15 protein-coding genes are annotated in these 15,293 nt (G+C 64.7%); 4 read left to right on the top strand and 11 right to left on the bottom strand.

The annotated features are described in order from the left end of the window. Position 1 precedes the first annotated feature (1 nt). The 11 genes from ACFWYE_RS22190 to ACFWYE_RS22140 are packed head-to-tail and all read right to left on the bottom strand — an operon-like array spanning position 2 to position 10,367. Positions 2 to 817, bottom strand: coding sequence for a MipA/OmpV family protein (locus ACFWYE_RS22190; RefSeq protein ID WP_379114318.1), 816 nt, complete (start codon positions 815 to 817; stop codon positions 2 to 4). After that, positions 814 to 2,190: a sigma-54-dependent transcriptional regulator gene (locus tag ACFWYE_RS22185; protein WP_379114316.1), complete on the bottom strand. Its 1,377-nt coding sequence runs from the start codon at positions 2,188 to 2,190 to the stop codon at positions 814 to 816. Before ACFWYE_RS22185 ends, ACFWYE_RS22190 begins: the two co-directional genes overlap by 4 nt. Beyond that, complete coding sequence (locus tag ACFWYE_RS22180) at positions 2,183 to 3,928, bottom strand: sensor histidine kinase (protein WP_379114314.1); 1,746 nt, start codon at positions 3,926 to 3,928, stop codon at positions 2,183 to 2,185. Before ACFWYE_RS22180 ends, ACFWYE_RS22185 begins: the two co-directional genes overlap by 8 nt. Positions 3,929 to 3,953: 25 nt before the next feature. Then, a complete protein-coding gene (locus ACFWYE_RS22175) occupies positions 3,954 to 4,469 on the bottom strand; it encodes a DUF2147 domain-containing protein (protein ID WP_379114313.1) in 516 nt (171 codons plus the stop codon). Next, entirely contained in the window at positions 4,466 to 4,846 is a 381-nt protein-coding gene (locus ACFWYE_RS22170; RefSeq protein ID WP_379114312.1) for an EamA family transporter, read from the bottom strand. The genes ACFWYE_RS22175 and ACFWYE_RS22170 overlap by 4 nt, the downstream gene beginning before the upstream one ends. 2 nt (positions 4,847 to 4,848) lie before the next feature. After that, positions 4,849 to 6,066 (bottom strand): GNAT family N-acetyltransferase, encoded by a 1,218-nt coding sequence (locus ACFWYE_RS22165; RefSeq protein WP_379114310.1) that lies wholly within the window; start codon positions 6,064 to 6,066, stop codon positions 4,849 to 4,851. Then, positions 6,041 to 6,916, bottom strand: coding sequence for an alpha/beta hydrolase (locus ACFWYE_RS22160; RefSeq protein ID WP_379114308.1), 876 nt, complete (start codon positions 6,914 to 6,916; stop codon positions 6,041 to 6,043). The genes ACFWYE_RS22165 and ACFWYE_RS22160 overlap by 26 nt, the downstream gene beginning before the upstream one ends. Then, positions 6,916 to 7,284 carry an EamA family transporter gene (locus ACFWYE_RS22155; RefSeq protein WP_129411326.1) on the bottom strand — a complete coding sequence of 123 codons (369 nt, stop codon included), beginning with the start codon at positions 7,282 to 7,284 and terminating at the stop codon, positions 6,916 to 6,918. Before ACFWYE_RS22155 ends, ACFWYE_RS22160 begins: the two co-directional genes overlap by 1 nt. Then, positions 7,281 to 8,204, bottom strand: a complete 924-nt coding sequence (locus ACFWYE_RS22150; RefSeq protein ID WP_379114306.1) for an arginase — start codon at positions 8,202 to 8,204, stop codon at positions 7,281 to 7,283. Before ACFWYE_RS22150 ends, ACFWYE_RS22155 begins: the two co-directional genes overlap by 4 nt. 4 nt (positions 8,205 to 8,208) lie before the next feature. Then, the gene (locus tag ACFWYE_RS22145; protein ID WP_379114304.1) at positions 8,209 to 9,651 is read right to left on the bottom strand and encodes an aspartate aminotransferase family protein; all 1,443 of its coding nucleotides are present in this window, start codon (positions 9,649 to 9,651) and stop codon (positions 8,209 to 8,211) included. 14 nt (positions 9,652 to 9,665) lie between these two features. After that, on the bottom strand, positions 9,666 to 10,367 hold the full coding sequence (locus tag ACFWYE_RS22140; RefSeq protein ID WP_379114302.1) for an HAD-IB family phosphatase: 702 nt from the start codon (positions 10,365 to 10,367) through the stop codon (positions 9,666 to 9,668). Between the two features lie 360 nt (positions 10,368 to 10,727). On the opposite strand from ACFWYE_RS22140, the gene ACFWYE_RS22135 reads away from it, so the two are divergent. The 4 genes from ACFWYE_RS22135 to ACFWYE_RS22120 all read left to right on the top strand — a co-directional run bounded on the left by ACFWYE_RS22135 (position 10,728) and on the right by ACFWYE_RS22120 (position 15,268). Next, positions 10,728 to 11,690 carry a sugar-binding transcriptional regulator gene (locus tag ACFWYE_RS22135; RefSeq protein WP_379114300.1) on the top strand — a complete coding sequence of 321 codons (963 nt, stop codon included), beginning with the start codon at positions 10,728 to 10,730 and terminating at the stop codon, positions 11,688 to 11,690. Positions 11,691 to 11,986: 296 nt separating this feature from the next. Then, positions 11,987 to 13,297, top strand: a complete 1,311-nt coding sequence (locus ACFWYE_RS22130; protein WP_379114298.1) for an ABC transporter substrate-binding protein — start codon at positions 11,987 to 11,989, stop codon at positions 13,295 to 13,297. A gap of 264 nt (positions 13,298 to 13,561) precedes the next feature. Further along, positions 13,562 to 14,434, top strand: a complete 873-nt coding sequence (locus ACFWYE_RS22125) for a carbohydrate ABC transporter permease (RefSeq protein WP_129411320.1) — start codon at positions 13,562 to 13,564, stop codon at positions 14,432 to 14,434. A gap of 9 nt (positions 14,435 to 14,443) precedes the next feature. After that, positions 14,444 to 15,268, top strand: a complete 825-nt coding sequence (locus tag ACFWYE_RS22120) for a carbohydrate ABC transporter permease (RefSeq protein ID WP_144379135.1) — start codon at positions 14,444 to 14,446, stop codon at positions 15,266 to 15,268. The last annotated feature ends 25 nt before the right edge of the window (positions 15,269 to 15,293 follow it).

Raw genomic sequence — 15,293 nt, 5'->3', positions numbered from 1 at the left:
CCTACTCCGCCGTGAACGAATAGGTCGCGCCGACGCCGAAGGTGAACTGATTGCGGGAGCCGAGATCCTTGACGATCGGGCTTTCGGCGGCATCGCCGACCATGTAGTCGAAGCGCTGGTAGAGCGTGGTCGTCCATTCCTTCGACCAGACATAGCTCTGCGCCGCCGACAGGCCGACACTGACGATGCCGCCCTTCGGATCGAACGCCGCGACGGTGCCGTTGCGCAGCGCCGCCTCCTGCGAGATACCGTATTTGAGGTTCATGACATGGTCGTCGGCCAGCACCATGCGGGGGCCGCCCGAGAGCGTCAGCTGGCCGTAGTTCTGCACATAGTCCGCCCCGAGGTCGGCGCTGAAGCCGTCATTGGAGCGCAGGCCGTGACGCAGTTCGCCACGCAGCCGCAACTGGTCCTCGATCGGCCAGAATTCGGCGAAGACACCGGCTTCCACCGTCCAGGGGTAGGTGCCGAGCCCTTCCAGCCGACCGCCTTCGCTGGAGCGGCCCTGCCGCAGGCTGGCGACGGGACCGATGGCGAAACGCTTGCCGGTGAAGAAGGTGATGTCGAAATTGTCGTCGGGCGCCGAGAAGGTCTCCGGCTCGGAAGCGCGGCGGAACGAGATCGAAGGCATGCCGCCGAGGCTGTAACGCGACGAGCCATCCCATTTCGGGCTCACCGTCATCATGCCGCCGACGCTGATGATCCAGGGGTCATTGGAGGCGATCGGCTTTTCGCCGAGGCTGTCGGCAGCCTGTGCCGAACCGAGCAAAGTCGCGCTAACGCCAGCAGCCAGAACCCAACGCAAAACCAACCTCACTTCGCTGTCTTGGCGATCTTGATACCAAGTTTTTTGATCCGATGCCAAAGGCTTCGTTCCGCGATACCCAGCCGTTCGGCTGCCTTGACCTGAACACCGTCGCTTTCCTGCAGGGCGGCGAGGATGAAGTCGCGCTCGATGCGTTCCATCTCGCCATCGAGGTCGGACGGTACGGCGGGGCTCGTCGCAGCCTGCCGCCTGGCGCGGGTGACATAACCCGGCAGGTCCTGCGGCGTGATCACATTGCGGGAAGCGACGATGGTTGCCCGCTCGATGGCATTCTGCAGTTCGCGGATGTTTCCAGGCCATTGGTAGGCCGAAAGCGCGGCCTCGGCCTCTGGCGCGAAGCCCGAGATCTTCTTGGTCATTTCGGCAGCGAAATGACTTAGGAAATGGCTGGCGATCGGCAGCACGTCGCCGGCGCGTTCGCGCAGTGCGGGCACGCGCATCGGATAGACGGCGAGGCGATAGTAGAGATCCTCGCGGAAATCGCCTTCGTCCATCGCCGCTTCGAGGTCACGATGGGTGGCGGCGATGATGCGCACGTCCACCTTGACGCTGCGGTCGGAGCCGACCGGCTCGAAACTCTGCTCCTGCAGGGCGCGCAGCAGCTTGGGCTGCAGCGACGCCGGCAGGTCGCCGATCTCGTCGAGGAACAGCGTGCCGCCATTGGCGGTGACGAAGCGGCCCTCGCGCGCCGCGACGGCGCCGGTGAAGGCGCCTTTGGCATGGCCGAAAAGCTCGCTCTCCAGCAGGTTCTCCGGGATCGCCGAACAGTTGACAGCGATGAAGGGGTTGTCCCGTCGCGGGCTGTTGAAATGGATGGCGCGGGCGACCAGTTCCTTGCCCGTGCCGCTCTCACCCTGGATCAGCACGGTGGCACGGCTTTCGCAGACTTCCGCGATCTGCCGCAGAACCTCGCCGAAGGCCGGGCTGGAGCCGATCAGGTTGCCGAAGCTGTATTTGTCCTCCAGCTCGGCGCGCAGGCGGCGGTTCTCGTTGACGACCTGCGTCAGCCGCAAGGCCCGCCGGGCGGTGGCGATGACGTCGTCGATCTCGAACGGCTTCGAGATGTAGTCGAAGGCGCCTTCCTTCACCAGGGCGACCGCGTCGCGCAGCGAGGCATAGGCCGTCATCACCACCACGGGCAGCTCGGGGCGCTTGCTGCGCAGTTCATGCAGCAGGTCGCGGCCATTGCGGCCGGGCATCCGGAGATCGGTGATGACAAGGCCGAATTCACCATTTTCGACGCGCTCCAGCGCACTGTCGGCGCTGGTCACGAAGTCGCTGGTCAGGCCGCCGCCTTCGAGCGCAAGTGCCAGCGTCTCGGCCAGGCGCGGCTCGTCGTCAACGACCAGGATCGAACTAGCCATCTGAATTCTTTTTCTGGTTCAACGGCAAACGTATAACGATGCTGGTGCCGCTCTCCAAGGCACTGGTGCAGGTGATGGCGCCGCCGTGATGTTCGACCACGGAGAGCACCTTGGCGAGCCCGAGGCCGGTGCCCTTGGTCTTGGTGGTGAAAAACGGGTCGAACATGCGGTGCACCACGTCCGGTTCCATGCCGGTGCCGCAATCGGCGATGGTCAGCACGGCTTCCGCGGCCTCTTCGTCGGCTTCGGCCTTCACCGTCAGCTTGCCGCCGTCGGTCATCGCTTCCATGGCGTTGAGCACGAGGTTGATGACGACCTGGTGGATCTGGTCTGCATCGGCTTCCACCATCAGGCCGTTCGTGACGGCGATATCGCGGGTGATGCCACGCTTGTCGAGTTCGGGTGCCATGAAGTCGATCGCCTTGCTGACGATCGCGTCCAGGGCGACCACCCGCATGGTCGGCCGGTTCGGCCGCACATAGTCGAGCACCTCGGTGACCAGCCGGTCGATGCGGTTGACCTCGTCGAGGATGAAACCCAGCAGTCGCTCGTCCGGCTGGGCCAGATAGCTGCGCTGCGCAACCAGCTGGCTCGACGTCTTGATGATGCCGAGCGGGTTGCGGATCTCGTGCGCGATGACAGCGGCCGCTTCGCCGAGTGCCGCCAACTGCTCGCGTCGGCGCATCTCGCCTTCCATCTGGCGCAGCCGTTCGAGCTGGCGCGTCATGATGTTGAAGCCGCTCGCCACTTCGGCGATTTCCGGGCCGCCGCGCTCGGGCAGCTGCAGGCGGTAGTTGCCGGAGGCGACTTCGCGCAGGCCGCGTTTCAGGCTCTGCAGCGGTCCGGTCAGCCGGCTGGCCAGGACGATGCCGACGGTGATGGACAGGCTGGAGGCGATCAGCGCCAGGATGGTGAACAGCCGCCAGTCGATCAGCTGTTCGAACACCGGGCGCCGTGCCGCCAGGCCGAAGGTGACGATGCCGACCAGGCGGCCGGAATCGTCACGGATGGCGCCATAGCCGGTGGCCAGTCCGCCGCTGCCCTTGTCCGGCACGACGGTGTAGCTGTCGCCGCGGTTCAGGATCGCCAGAACGTCGTCGGATACCGTCAGCGGATCGCCACGCCCTTCGCGCACCAGCGGGATCATGTTGTTGCCCTGCAGGCGGTAGGCATGGATGATGATCGCCGTCTTGGCGCGCGGCGCCGCGAAGAAGGAATCGTCGATCTGGTTGGCGACCAGCACGTGCAGCACCTGCCCGTCGCGCTCGAACAGGCGGGCCGCGCCGACGACGAGGCCGGGCCGGTCCTCCTTGGTCACCGTGAACACCGACCGTGTCGACGTGCGCGGCAGCGGCATGTCGAGCGTGGCGTTGCCGAAGCGGTAGAGCGTGTTGCCCTTGTCGTCATAGATCAGCACGAGGTCGTAGCCGACGGTCGACAGCAGGTCGGAATAGACACGCAGCGACGTGGAGTTCTCGTTGACCTCACCGGTCAGCGCGCCGCCATGTGTCGGCAGCGAAGCGCCGAGGATGGAGGCGGCGCGGTCGGCCTCGTCCTCGCTGCTCATCGTTTCGCTGACCAGGAAGTCGGCGGCGCGCCCGAGCCAGCGTTCGACATTGTGCTTGAAGCTGGACGAGATCAGCACCGCCGCGACATAGGACGCGATCAGCACCGGCGGTACGGAGACCGCGAGGAAGGCAAGCACCAGCCGCCAGCGCAGGGTCAGCCCGTTGAGCACGACGCCTCCTGTTGCGGTCGGGGTCTCATTGTTGTGCCGCCGTGGCGCAACGCTGGGCGGCCGGCAGGGTGTACCGTTTCCAGGTAAAGGTCTGGCCAAGTGCCTTGACGCCGAGATAGCCCGTAACGGTCAGCTTGTCGGGGCTGGCGAGCTTCAGCGCCGCGTCATAGGTATCGCCTTCTTGCGGGTCGTAGATCTTGCCGCCGTCCCAGCCGCCCGATCTGTCGGGCTCAAGTCCGCTCAGCACGGCAAGGCCGCAGATCGGCCGCTTGCGCAGTTTCTGGCTCGGATTGTTCTGGTCGGTCAGCGCAGCACCCTTGTCGTCGGTCGGCGTCTTCAGCCAGACGATGCGACCGCACAGCTTGCCTCCGCAAGGGGCTATTTCGACGACGCCCTGGCCGTCATGGGTGAGCCAGGTGGTGGCGATGTCTCCAGCCGGTGCGGCCCCGGCGCTGGCGGCAAGCACTACGCTGGTCGCGACTGCGGCCAGCCATTGCGCGAAGGTCCGTCGCACGGTGCGGTGGAAGGGAAGGCGCATCATTCCGGTTTTCCTCGGCCGATCAGCAGGACGCCGGAGATGATGAGCGCGATGCCCGCCGTCTGCGGCCAGGAGAGATGTTCGCCGAACAGAAGCATGCCTGCCGCCGGCACGGTGACGTAGGTAAGCGCGGAAAGCGGAAAGGCGCGGCCAAGGTCCATGCGTGCCAGTATCAGCATCCACAGCACGAAAGTAAGGGCATAGAAGAACACGGCCAGCCACAGCGCCGGCGTCGTCAGCGCCGCCAGCACCCAGGCCATGTCGAGCGAACCGGCACCGATGCGCTCGCTCGCCCACTTGAAGGCGATCTGCGTTGCCGTGTCGACGACGACGAAGCCCGCGATGATGCCGCGCAGGCCGGACGTGGTTGTGGCCGACATGGTCATTGCTCACCCGCCCTGCTGCCAGCGCGAGCCTCGCGCAGGTCCGGATCCCAGCGATCGAGCGCCAGCCAGGGCGCGATGGCCGCGAGGCCGCGGTTCAGGAGCCCGTTGGTGTGCTTGGCATAGATGGCGGAAGGCACCAGCCGGCTGCCCATGCGCAGCTTGGAGGCATAGGCCGTCTGGCCGGTCTGCAGCAACGGCCTTCCGATCTCCCTGCAGAACCGCAGATTCTCCATCCAGCTCACCACATAGAGATTGTGCTCGCGGGCCAGCGGATAGGACATGCCGAGGAACTTGTCGACCACGCGGTCGGCACCGACCAGCAGCAGGTTGAAGGCCGCCAACCTTTCGCCGACCCAGTAGAGCTGGAACACTGCATCCTTGCCGAGGCGTTGCGCCACTTCCGTGAAATAGCCGCGCGGCAGTTCCTCGAAATCGCCGTAGCGCAACTTGCTGTTCTCCTGCGTCGAGCGATAAAGCGCGGCGATCTGGTCTTCGAGTCCCGCGATGTCGTTGCGCCGTTCGATGTGGATGCCATCGCGGCTTTTCAGCTTGCGCCTTATGTCCTTGCGCGTCGCGTTGGAAAGCCGCGCCAGATAGGCGTCCTCATTGTCGCCGACATCGGCCACCGCCACCGGCAGGCTGGCCAGCCGCGTGAAGCCCTTGGCGGCGAGAAGGTTGCCGACCAGCATCTCGTCCTCGGGGGCGACATCCTTGAACACGATGACGGCTGCCTTGCGCCGGCGGGCTTCGCGTTCCACCGCATCGATCAACAGGGCATGCGTGGTGGTGCCCTCGCTGGCTGACAGCCAGTCGCGGCGCATGAAATGGCAATGGTCGGCCATCGGCGAGCCGACGCCGAGCAGGCCGAGCGCCAGCAACCCCGGAAACTGGTCGACCAGCCGGCCGGTCCAGGCGCCGAGCGAACCCTGGAACGGGGTGTCGAGCCGATAGGTCAGCGAAAACAGCGGCGCCGCCATCGCCAGGCCACGGGCGTCGGTCACCGCGACAGCGAGCGGTGCGGTGCCGTCCGCCGAAGCCGAAACCTCGCAGGCAGCGTGATAGTGAATGCCTTCGGCGTTGTCGCAACTCGTCGCGGGCCACGAAGCCGGATCGAGCGAGGACAGGCCAGCGACGATGTCGCCCTGGACCCGCCCGGCGACGATGTCGCCTTCCTGGACCCGCAACGCGTCAGGCGACAACCTGAAGCCGCTCATGCTCATGCGCCCCTGCGCGTTCGTAGGATCGGGCGACGCTCTCGACGAAGGCCGCGGCTCTGGCGATGACCAGCCGTCTTTGCCGGTCGAGCGTGACGAGATGATAGCTGTCGTCCAGCACCAGCGACTCGACCGTGCCGCCGAGGTTGCGCTGCAGATATTCAAGGTTGCTGAGGCTGGCGATGTCATCCTCGCGCGCATGCACCACCATCGTCGGCTGGCGCAGCTCCGGCAGTTCCGGCTTCAGCGCATCGACCAGCCGCCACAGTTCGCGCAGCGCCAGCGCCGGCGTCGCTTCCAGGCCGGCAGCGGTGGAATCGCCGGAGAACATCGACTGCGCCAGCACCATGCGCAGACGCTCGTCCTTCAGCCCATAGGGCTCCTGTTCGACGAAGCGGTATTTGCGGCCGCTCGGCGTGTTGATGAACAGCTTGAGCAGGAAGCGGTACCAGGGGATCGACCAGCCGTCATACCAGAGCGTCGGTGCAAACATGATGAGCCCGTGCACCCGCTGCGGCTGGCGCGCCGCCAGCATGGCTGCCAGCACCGCGCCCATCGAAAGGCCGCCGACCAGCACGACGCGGCAGCGCTGCTCCAGCGTGGTCAGCGCGTCTTCGGCGCTGGCGTACCAGTCCTTCCAGTTGGTGGCGACGAGGTCCGCCTCGGTGCCGCAATGGCCGGCCAGTGTCGGGCACAGCACCGTGTGGCCACGCTCGGCGAAATTGCGCGCCACGTTGTTCATCTCGATCGGCGTACCCCCGAGCCCGTGCAGGAGCAGCACGCCGACATCGCCGCGTGGGAAGAAAATGGTGCGGTCCTTGGACTGCAGTTTCGTGGGTGCTTCAACCATCAGATCGTACCTGCGACGAGAATGACACCTGCCGTGATGAGCAGCGCGCCGAGCCATTGGGAGGGGCCGGTCTCTTCACCCAGCCACAGGCGCCCGGCGAGCGTGATGGCGAGGATGTTGAGGCTGGCGAGGGGAAAGGCGATGCCGAGCGGGGCGAGCGTCAGGATGCGTACCCAGATGATGAACTCGGCGACATAGATGACGAGCCCGATGCCGACCCAGCGGTCGGCGAACAGGGCGCGTGCGAAAGGCTGCCAGCGCTGGGCGGAAAATTCCGGCAGCGCGTCGGCGCCGAATTTGAAGGCGATCTGGCCGAACACGTCGCAGACGATCGACAGCACGAACAGGATGATCAGTTCGGTACTCATGCCAGCACCTGTTCGAGCCTTGCCGCGATGCGGGCATTGGTGGCGTTGTTGACCGCAGCCATCGCGCGGTCGAACTTCGGCTGGCGCGGGTGGTCGAGCCTGGCCAGCGTGTAGCGGAAGGGGTCGCGGAACTCGGGCGGCGAATAGTCGCCGCAGACATCGATGCCGAGGATGCGCCGGTGCGCGGCCAGCTTTTCAATGGCGTGCAGCACCTGGTCGAGCCGCATGGCGCCCTGGTCCCAGTTGGTCACCGCCTCGCTGGTGGCCAGCACGTCCTTGTCGAAGGTGATCCACAGCGCTTCCGGCCCGAGCCTGGAGATCAGCTCGTCGACGAAGCCCTGCCAGTCCTCGTCGGCGAGGTTGCGCCAGATGAGCCGCTTGGCGAAGCCGTCGCCAAAGCTGCTGGCGCCGCCTTTTTCCACTGCTTTGCCGAAAAGCTGCGTCGCCGGGACACGCCAGGCATACATTTCGAGCCGGCCATCGCGGATGGCCCGCAGGTTGGCCGACTTGATCTGCGGCAGCACCAGGTCGGTGCTGGTCGGGCCTATGGTGACGACGCGGGCGACGTTGCGCCGCTCCAGCGTGCGGTTGACCCAGCCGCCGCAGTTGGACGTCGCCGGAAACGTCACCCAGTCGGGATGATTGTCGAACTGGATCACCGTCACCGGTTCTTCGACACGACTAAGGAACAGGTCGGCGAGATGATGGAAGTCGCCCGAGCCATAGAAGATCACCTCTGCCTTGCCGTTCGTGCACGGGCCAACGCGCTCACCGAGTTCGCTCAGCGCACGCCTGCTCGCAACGATGCGCAGCCGGGGCGCGAGGTCCCCGGCTGGCACGATGTCGGCTGGTTCGGTCCGGGTGCTGTGGAAGCCCTGTCCCGTCACGGCGCCGTCGAGATCGACGATGCGCAGGCGCATCCGCTCACCCCTTGTTTCCGTGGGCTTTGGTGACGCGGGTGAACAGCTGGTCGAGCAGCGCGATCGCCAGGTCGATCTCGGCGTGGCTGATGGTCAGCGACGGCGCCAGCGTGATGACGTTCTTGAAGTAGCCGCCGATGTCGAGCACGAGGCCGTAGGTCTGGCCGTTGTGCACGAGATCGCCTTTCAGCGACTCGTCCACCATGCGGTCGACCAGCGCCTTGGACGGCGTATAGCTGTCATGCGGCTCGCAGATCTCGATGCGCAGCGCCAGGCCGAGGCCGTCGACTTCGCCAACGATCTTGTGGCGGCGCTTCAACTCCTCGAGGCCGCGCAGGAAATAGGCGCCCTTTTCCGGCACCATCGTCTCATAGTCGTCCTCGGCCATCATCTTCATGGCTTCGAGCGCGACGGCGGTGCCGAGCGGATTGGCGTTGAAGGTCGAGTGGGTCGAGCCGGGCGGGAACGTGCCAGGGTTGATCAACTCCTCGCGCGCCCACACGCCGGACAGCGGGTTGAGGCCGTTGGTCAGCGCCTTGCCGAAGACGACGACGTCGGGATTGACGCCGAAATGCTCGATCGACCACAGCTTGCCGGTGCGGTAGAAGCCCATCTGGATCTCGTCCACCACCATCAGGATGTTGTGGCGGTCGAGCACCTTCTTCAGTTCGGTGAAGAAGTTCATCGGCGGCACGATGTAGCCGCCGGTACCCTGCAGCGGCTCGACATAGAAGGCCGCATATTCGGCCTCGCCGGCCTTCGGGTCCCACACGCCCTGATATTCGCTTTCGAACAGCCGCTCGAACTGGCGCACGCAGTGCAGGCCGTATTCTTCCTTGTTCATGCCTTTCGGGGCGCGGAAGTGGTAGGGGAAGGGCACGAACTGCGCGCGTTCGCCGAAATGGCCGTAGCGGCGGCGATAGCGATAGGACGAGGTGATGGCCGAGGCGCCCAGGGTGCGGCCGTGATAACCGCCCTCGAAGGCGAACATCAGGCTCTTGCCCTTCGAGGCGTTGCGCACCAGCTTCAGCGAGTCCTCGATCGCCTGGGCGCCGCCGACGTTGAAATGCACGCGGCCCTTGTGGCCGAATTTCTGCTCGGCATCACGCGCGATCAGCGCGGCGAGCTCGATCTTCTCGCGGTGCAGATACTGGCTGGCGACCTGCGGAAGCTTGTCGATCTGGCGCTTCAGCGCATTGTTGAGGCGCGGGTTGGCGTAGCCGAAATTGACCGCCGAGTACCACATCTGCAGGTCGAGGAACGGCGTGCCGGCCGCATCGAACATGTAGGAGCCTTCGCAGCGGTCGAAGATCTTCGGGAAGTCGGTGTAGTGCACGGTGTCGCCATGCGAGCAATAGACGGCCTCGAGTGCGAGCAGCTCTGCCTCGCTGAGCTCGATCCCGGAATCATTGCCGGCGTCGAGCCGAAGGGCGGCGTTGGTGGGCATAGGTCAGGTCCTTGTTACAGAAGGTGGGCGGACTGGACGGCCATGGCGTTGGACAGCCAGTCGGAGAAAAGCGGCGGCAGGTCGGTGAAATTGCCGAAGCTGCGGTAGGTGATGCCGTTGGCACGGCAATGGTCGGCAAGCTTGCCTTTCGCGAAAACCATGTCGGCGATGGAAGCGGCGCAGAAATCGGAGCGGCCGTCGCCGATCAGCACGCGCAGCGCGCTGTCCGGGGCACGGTCGAAGCTGGCGCATTTGCAGTGCGCGGAACTGGCGCGGCAGCTTGTCGAAGCATGTGGGCAACCGAGCTGCCAGCGGTCTCCGCCGGCATGCATCAGTTCGTTGGCGAGGACCGGCAGGCCCAGGCCATAACCCTTGAGTGCGTGGGCAATGACGCGGTCCAGCCCGTCGGAGACGATGGTGACGCTGACGCCGCTGGCTTGCAGTGCCTCCGCGAAAGGCGCGAAGCCGGGGTCGATGCGCAGGCAGTTGGCGAACAGGTCGAGCATGACCGGCTCGACACGCAACAGCTCGACCTGCCTGGACATGCATTCGCGCGAACCGATGACGCCGCGCTCCCAGGCGGCCTCGACGGTACGCCATGCCGGCTCCGCGAACTGGGCGAGCAGCAGGTCGGTCGTGTCTTCCAGCGAAATCGTGCCATCGAAATCGATGAAGCACTCCACGGGGGGCAGAGGGAGAAGGTCGATCTTGTTCATGCTGCACTGCACTTGCATGCGGCGTGCCAAGTCGAAAAAATGAAATGAAATCAGGAAGTGCGGGTTTCTCGCAGCTTTGTTTTAGCTACAAATAATGTAGGAACCATCCGGGAGGAGGGCAAAAGCTCGGGGTTCCGCTACGGCAGGGCTGGATATGCGGAAAGAAAAATGTTCCGGGGGAGCCGGCAAGGGCTCGCCCCCCTTTTGAGCGGCGGTCAAAGTCGCGGTCAATTCGAAATCATTGCCGAACAATTGTATCTCTGGTGAGCGATTGCGCATTTTTGAAAACCCTGCGACAGTAGGCAAGACGTTTTCTTGTGAAGTGCCGACCCGTGAGTGGTTGCCCCGTGAGTGGTTGCAATGAGTGCCCGGTCCGAAACCAGCAATCCCAGGCTTGACGATGCCGCGCGCGCCGGCTGGCTCTATTATGTCGCCGGCAACACGCAGGACCAGATCGCGACGAAGCTCGGCATCTCGCGCCAGACCGCGCAGCGTCTGGTGTCGCTGGCAATGTCCGAGGGGCTGATCAAGGTCCGGGTCGACCATCCCATCGCCAACTGCCTCGACCTTGCCGCCAGGCTGAAATCCCGCTTCGCGCTGGACCTTGTCGAGGTGACGCCGAGCGATCCCGATTCCACCTCCTCGACCATCGGCGTCGCCCAGGCCGCGGCGGTGGAGATCGAGAAGTGGCTGCGCCGTCCCGAGCCGGTGATCATGGCTATCGGCACCGGCCGCACGCTGAAGGCGGCGATCGAACAGCTGCCGCCGATGGAGTGCCCGCAGCACAAGGTGGTTTCGCTCACCGGCAACATCTCGCCGGACGGTTCGGCTGCCTTCTACAATGTCATCTTCACCATGGCCGACACCATCAAGGCGCGCAGCTTCCCGATGCCGCTGCCGGCGATCGCCTCTTCGCCGGAGGAGCGGAAAATGCTGCACAGCCAGCAGCTTATCCAGCCGACACTGGCGCTCGCGGCGCAGGCCGACATCACCTTTGTCGGCGTTGGCGACCTCGGTCCGCAGGCGCCGTTGCTGGAAGACGGCTTCATCAGCGAGGCTGACCTCAAGGCCCTGCAGAAAGCCGGCGCCGTCGGTGAGATCGTTGGCTGGGCCTTCGATCGCGACGGCCGCCTGATCGACGGCATAACCAATGACCGCGTCGCTTCGGCGCCGCTGCCGTCGCGGGAGCGTTCGCTGGTCGTGGCACTCGCCATGGGCGAACGCAAGCTGCCCGGCATCCTCGCCGCGGTGACGCGGCGCCTTGTCAATGGCCTGATCACCGACGAGCGCACGGCCGAAGGCCTGCTGGCCGCGGCGGCCTAGGCGCTGGTCCCTTCCCCCTTGTGGGAGAAGGTGGCTCGGCGCGCAGCGCCGAGGCGGAAGAAACGAGACGTTTCAGCCCCCTTATTAAGCTCGCTTCTGCCGCGCTCCGTCCAACATGCCTCATCCGACCTCGCCTGCAACGGCGGCTTTGCCACCGCTGCTCGGCCTCCTTCTCCTGCAACGGGAGAAGGAGGGTTCGCACACGTGCCGGATTCCGGCTTGACATAAATCCCGAAGAGTGAATAATTGCCCATAGCTAAGGCAAATGCTCACTTTGGCTATTTGGGAGGAAATCGATGAACCTGCGCACCCTCGTCCTGGGGCTGTGTTCGGCCAGCGCTTTTGCGTTCGCCGCGCATGCCGAGACGATCACCATCGCCACCGTCAACAATGGCGACATGATCCGCATGCAGAAACTGACGGAGGACTTCACCAAGAAGAACCCCGACATCCAGCTCAACTGGGTCACGCTGGAAGAGAACGTGCTGCGTGAACGCGTCACGACCGACATCGCCACCAAGGGCGGCCAGTATGACGTGATGACCATCGGCACCTATGAAGTGCCGATCTGGGCGAAGCAGAACTGGCTGCTGCCGCTCGACAATCTCGGCGCCGACTACGACCAGAAGGACATCATCCCGGCCATCGCCGGCGGCCTTTCGGTCGATGGCAAGCTCTATGCAGCGCCCTTCTACGGCGAGAGCTCTTTCGTCATGTACCGCAAGGACCTGATGGAGAAGGCCGGCCTCAAGATGCCCGACGCGCCGACCTGGACCTTCATCAAGGAAGCCGCCGACAAGATGACCGACAAGGCCAACGGCGTGAACGGCGTCTGCCTGCGCGGCAAGGCCGGCTGGGGCGAGAACATGGCCTTCCTGACCGCCATGTCGAACTCCTTCGGCGCACGCTGGTTCGACGAGAAGTGGAACCCGCAGTTCGACCAGCCGGAATGGAAGAACACGCTGCAGTTCTATGTCGACCTGATGAAGGCCGACGGCCCGGACGGCGCGTCCTCCAACGGCTTCAACGAGAACCTGGCGCTGTTCCAGCAGGGCAAGTGCGGCATGTGGATCGACGCCACCGTGGCCGCCTCCTTCGTGTCGGACCCCAAGAATTCGAAGGTCGCCGACAAGGTCGGCTATGCGCTGGCACCCGACAATGGCCTCGGCAAGCGCGGCAACTGGCTGTGGGCCTGGTCGCTCGGCATCCCGGCCGGCACGCAGAAGGCGGCATCGGCCGAGAAGTTCGTCGCCTGGGCGACGGGCAAGGGTTACCTCGACCTCGTGGCTTCGAAGGAAGGCTGGGCCAACGTGCCGCCCGGCACCCGCAGCTCGCTTTACGCCAATGCGGAATATGAGAAGGCGGCGCCCTTCGCCAAGATGACACTGGACTCCATCAATTCCGCCGATCCGACCAAGCCGACCGTCAAGCCGGTGCCTTATGTCGGCGTGCAGTTCGTGGCGATTCCGGAATTCCAGGGTCTCGGCACCACGGTTGGCCAGCTCTTCTCGGCGGCACTCGCCGGCCAGATGTCGGTGGACGATGCGCTGAAACAGGCACAGGACGCCGCCAAGGCAGCGATGACCGAAGGCGGTTACATCCAGTAACGGGCAGTCTTCGGGTGCCCGGCGACAAGGGCATCCACTGACGCCCAAGGGCTCCTCCCGATGTTCGAGGTATCTTTCGATGCCAAGGACATCCTGGTGCCTTGGCCGCCCGGGTCTTCCCGGTCCGGGCGGTCATTTTTGGAAAAGATGCGGTAATCTGTTCCCTCTCTCCCGGCCGTTGCGCGGCCGGGCTATCGACTGGCTGCCCGCCATGACGGCGGCGATAGCCGGTCTACGGCGCTTGGGAACCGGTTGGAGGAGACCATGGCAACCAAACAGACCCGTACGCTCGCGCGTTTCATGGCCGCACCCTCGGTGCTGCTGCTGCTGATCTGGATGGCGGTACCGCTGGCGATCACGCTGTGGTTCTCCTTCCAGCAGTACAACCCGCTGAACCCGATCCGCGACGGCTTCGTCGGCTTCTCGAACTACGCGCTGTTCTTCAACAACCCGGCCTTCATCACGGCCATTCTCAACACGCTGATCCTGGTGGTCGCGGTGCTCGCCATCACCATCGTCGGCGGTATCCTGCTCGCGCTTCTGCTCGACCAGCCGATGTGGGGACAGGGTTTCGTGCGCATCCTGGTGATCTCGCCCTTCTTCGTCATGCCGCCGGTGGCAGCCCTGGTGTGGAAGAACATGATCATGCATCCGGGCTACGGCGTGTTCGCCGACATCGCCCGGTTCTTCGGGGCGCAGCCGATCGACTGGTTCGCGCAATATCCGCTGTTCTCGATCATCGTCATCGTGGCCTGGCAATGGCTGCCTTTCGCCACGCTGATCCTGCTCACCTCGCTGCAGTCGCTGGACGGCGAGCAGAAGGAAGCGGCCGAAATGGACGGCGCCGGCATTCTGTCGCGCTTCTGGTACCTGACGCTGCCGCATCTCTCGCGCGCCATCACCGTGGTGGTGCTGATCCAGACGATCTTCCTGCTTTCGGTCTATGCCGAGATCCTCGTCACCACCAATGGCGGGCCGGGCTACGCGTCCACCAACCTGCCGTTCCTCGTCTACCAGAAGGCCCTGCTCGAATACAAAATCGGCCAGGCGTCCGCCGGCGGCATCATCGCCGTCATCCTTGCCAACATCGTTGCCTTCTTCGCCATGCGCGCCGTCGGCAAGAACCTGGACAAGTAGGAGGCTGCAATGGCACGCGCCGTCACCAACCGGCACAAGACGATCGCAACGATTGCGGCCTGGGCCGTAGCGCTCGTGATCTTCTTCCCGATCCTCTACACCATCATCACCTCCTTCAAGTCGGAACAGGAGGCGATCCAGGGCTTCAGCCTGATCCCGTCGGGCACGCTGGAGAGCTACGCGGAAGTCCAGTCGCAGTACAACTACTTCAAGCCGTTCATGAACTCGGTGATCCTGGCGCTGGGCTCGACGGTGCTGGCCCTGGTGGTCGCGATCCCGGCCGCCTGGTCGATGGCCTTCTCGCCCACCAAGCGCACCAAGGACGTCCTGATGTGGATGCTGTCCACCAAGATGATGCCGGCCGTGGCGGTGCTGTTTCCGATCTACCTGATCTTCCGCAATCTCGGCTTGCTCGACAGCCGCATCGGCATGACGGTGATGCTGATGCTGATCAACCTGCCGATCGTCATCTGGATGCTCTACACCTATTTCCGCGAGATCCCGGGCGAAATCCTGGAGGCGGCGCGCATGGACGGCGCCACGCTGTGGGGCGAGATTCTCTACGTGCTGACGCCGATGGCGGTGCCGGGCATTGCCTCCACCATGCTGCTCAACATCATCCTGGCCTGGAACGAGGCGTTCTGGACCATCCGCCTCACCACCACCAACGCGGCTCCGCTGACCGCCTTCATCTCGTCCTTCTCCAGCCCGCAGGGGCTGTTCTGGGCGAAGCTCTCGGCGGCATCGACGCTGGCCATCGCACCGATCCTGATCATGGGCTGGTTCAGCCAGAAGCAGCTGGTGCGCGGCCTGACCTTCGGCGCCGTGAAGTGATGCGCCGGGAAGCTCAAGGAGGACA

Source organism: Mesorhizobium sp. NPDC059025 (assembly GCF_042739655.1).
Taxonomy (GTDB): Bacteria; Pseudomonadota; Alphaproteobacteria; order Rhizobiales; family Rhizobiaceae; genus Mesorhizobium.
The sequence above is the reverse complement of the archived record's forward strand: the minus strand, read 5'-3'. Positions and strand labels throughout refer to the sequence as shown.

Excerpts from the sequence above, each read along its gene's own strand:
- ACFWYE_RS22185 (WP_379114316.1), bottom strand. The coding sequence starts at position 2,190 with ATGGCTAGTTCGATCCTGGTCGTTGACGACGAGCCGCGCCTGGCCGAG.
- ACFWYE_RS22175 (WP_379114313.1), bottom strand. The coding sequence starts at position 4,469 with ATGATGCGCCTTCCCTTCCACCGCACCGTGCGACGGACCTTCGCGCAA.
- ACFWYE_RS22170 (WP_379114312.1), bottom strand. The coding sequence starts at position 4,846 with ATGTCGGCCACAACCACGTCCGGCCTGCGCGGCATCATCGCGGGCTTC.
- ACFWYE_RS22165 (WP_379114310.1), bottom strand. The coding sequence starts at position 6,066 with ATGAGCGGCTTCAGGTTGTCGCCTGACGCGTTGCGGGTCCAGGAAGGC.
- ACFWYE_RS22160 (WP_379114308.1), bottom strand. The coding sequence starts at position 6,916 with ATGGTTGAAGCACCCACGAAACTGCAGTCCAAGGACCGCACCATTTTC.
- ACFWYE_RS22155 (WP_129411326.1), bottom strand. The coding sequence starts at position 7,284 with ATGAGTACCGAACTGATCATCCTGTTCGTGCTGTCGATCGTCTGCGAC.
- ACFWYE_RS22150 (WP_379114306.1), bottom strand. The coding sequence starts at position 8,204 with ATGCGCCTGCGCATCGTCGATCTCGACGGCGCCGTGACGGGACAGGGC.
- ACFWYE_RS22145 (WP_379114304.1), bottom strand. The coding sequence starts at position 9,651 with ATGCCCACCAACGCCGCCCTTCGGCTCGACGCCGGCAATGATTCCGGG.
- ACFWYE_RS22140 (WP_379114302.1), bottom strand. The coding sequence starts at position 10,367 with ATGAACAAGATCGACCTTCTCCCTCTGCCCCCCGTGGAGTGCTTCATC.
- ACFWYE_RS22135 (WP_379114300.1), top strand. The coding sequence starts at position 10,728 with ATGAGTGCCCGGTCCGAAACCAGCAATCCCAGGCTTGACGATGCCGCG.
- ACFWYE_RS22130 (WP_379114298.1), top strand. The coding sequence starts at position 11,987 with ATGAACCTGCGCACCCTCGTCCTGGGGCTGTGTTCGGCCAGCGCTTTT.
- ACFWYE_RS22125 (WP_129411320.1), top strand. The coding sequence starts at position 13,562 with ATGGCAACCAAACAGACCCGTACGCTCGCGCGTTTCATGGCCGCACCC.
- ACFWYE_RS22120 (WP_144379135.1), top strand. The coding sequence starts at position 14,444 with ATGGCACGCGCCGTCACCAACCGGCACAAGACGATCGCAACGATTGCG.